Origin of the sequence: Allobosea sp. CER48, assembly GCF_044752385.1 — a bacterium.
GTDB lineage: Bacteria > Pseudomonadota > Alphaproteobacteria > Rhizobiales > Beijerinckiaceae > Allobosea.
This window is the reverse complement of the sequence record NZ_JBIWYK010000554.1, coordinates 1-1,807: the sequence shown is the minus strand read 5'-3', so window position 1 is coordinate 1,807 and position 1,807 is coordinate 1. Positions and strand designations below refer to the sequence as shown.

The 1,807-nt window shown below is 67.2% G+C and carries 3 protein-coding genes; 2 read left to right on the top strand and 1 reads right to left on the bottom strand.

The features are described 5' to 3' along the window. Both ACIPIA_RS15465 and ureG read left to right on the top strand, forming a co-directional pair. Positions 1-267 (top strand): urease accessory protein UreF (locus ACIPIA_RS15465; RefSeq protein WP_400510829.1); only part of this gene is annotated, 267 nt, incomplete at its 5' end. Then, positions 264-881 carry an urease accessory protein UreG gene (ureG, locus tag ACIPIA_RS15460; protein WP_400510827.1) on the top strand — a complete coding sequence of 206 codons (618 nt, stop codon included), beginning with the start codon at positions 264-266 and terminating at the stop codon, positions 879-881. The genes ACIPIA_RS15465 and ureG, both read left to right, overlap by 4 nt. A 19-nt stretch (positions 882-900) precedes the next feature. On the opposite strand, the gene ACIPIA_RS15455 is transcribed toward ureG, so the two are convergent. Continuing rightward, positions 901-1,807: TRAP transporter large permease subunit (locus ACIPIA_RS15455; protein WP_400510825.1), on the bottom strand; the 907-nt coding region annotated here is incomplete at its 5' end.

Sequence of the window (1,807 nt, the reverse complement as noted above, 5' to 3'; positions counted from 1 at the left end):
GCCGCACGGCATGGTGTCGGGCTCGAAGATGCGCTCACTGCCTATCTCCACGCCTTCGCCTCGAACCTCGTGCAGGCTTGCGTGCGGCTGGTCCCGCTCGGCCAGCGCGACGGGGTGGCGGCGCTCGCCGCGCTGGAGCCTGTGGTCCTGCGCACCGCCCGGCGTGCCGCCGGCTCGACGCTCGACGATCTCGGCACCTGCTCCATCCTCGCCGACATCATGTCGATGAACCACGAAACGCAGTATTCCAGGGTGTTCCGCTCGTGAAATCCTCCAATGGTCCGCTTCGGGTCGGCATCGGCGGCCCGGTCGGCGTCGGCAAGACCACGCTCACCGAAAAGCTCTGCAAGGCGATGCGCGAGCGCTATTCCGTCGCTGTCGTCACCAACGACATCTTCACCAGGGAGGACGAGCTGATCCTCAACCGGCTGCAGGCGTTGCCGGAGGAGCGCATCATCGGGGTCGAGACCGGCGGCTGCCCGCATACCGCGATCCGCGAGGATGCCTCGATCAACCTGGCGGCCATCGCCGAGATGCGTCGCCGCTTCCCCGATCTCGACGTGGTCTTCATCGAGTCCGGCGGCGACAACCTCGCCGCAACCTTCTCACCGGATCTCGCCGACATCACCCTCTATGTCATCGATGTCGCCGGCGGCGAGAAGATCCCGCGCAAGGGCGGCCCGGGCATCACGCGTTCCGACCTGCTGATCATCAACAAGATCGACCTTGCGCCCCATGTCGGCGCGAATCTCGACGTGATGCGTTCGGATACGCTCAAGCAGCGCGGCGAGCGCCCCTTCGTCTTCACCGACATGAACCGCCGCATCGGCCTCGACGAGATCGTCGGCTTCATCGAGGAGAATGGCGGGCTCGCGGCCTAGAGTCGTTTCGAGAAGCGACCTAGGTGCGCAGGAAGCCAATCGAGATCCACGGCACGGCGGCGACGACGACGAGGCCGAGCAGCAGGGCGAGGATGTAGCCCCAGATATACTTCATGCCTTCGTCCGGGCTGATCTTGCTGATCGCGCAGGCGCCGTAATAGCCGACGCCGAAGGGCGGGGCGAACAGGCCGATACCCATCGCGAAGATCACGACCATCGCATAGTGGACCTCGTGCACGCCGACCTGCTTGGCGATGGGGAACACCAGCGGGCCGAACAGCACGATGGCGGGGATGCCCTCCAGCACGCTGCCGAGGATGGTGAAGGCGACGATCGAGATCCCGAGGAAACCCCAGCCGCCGCCCGGAACGCCCGCCATGGCCTGTGCCAGATCGCGCGAGAAGCCGGACTGGGTCAGGCCCCAGGCCATGGCGGTGGCGCAGCCGATGATGAAGATGATCGCGCCCGTCAGCGAAGCCGTCTCCACCAGCATGCGCGGCAGGCGGCGCCAGTCGAACTGGCGGTAGAGCAGGATGCCGGCGAGCACGGCATAGGCGATGCCGATGGTCGAGACCTCGGTCGCGGTGGCGACACCCTCGACCACCGCGGCGCGGATGATGAAGGGAAGGGCGATGGCCGGCGCTGCGATCAGGGCAAGCTTGGCGATCTCGCGCTTGGGGTAGCGCGTGACGTTGCTCAGGTCCTCGCCGCGGCAGCGCCACCAGACGACGAAGCAGAGCGCGATGCCCAGCACCACGGCCGGCAGCAGGCCGCCGGTGAACAGCGCCGCGATCGAGACGCCGGTGACCGAGCCGATGGTGATCAGCACGATCGAGGGCGGGATCGTCTCGGTCTGCGCGCCGGTGGCGGAGAGCAGGGCGACGAGGTCGCCGGGCTTGGCGCCGCGCTTCTGCATCTCCGGGAAA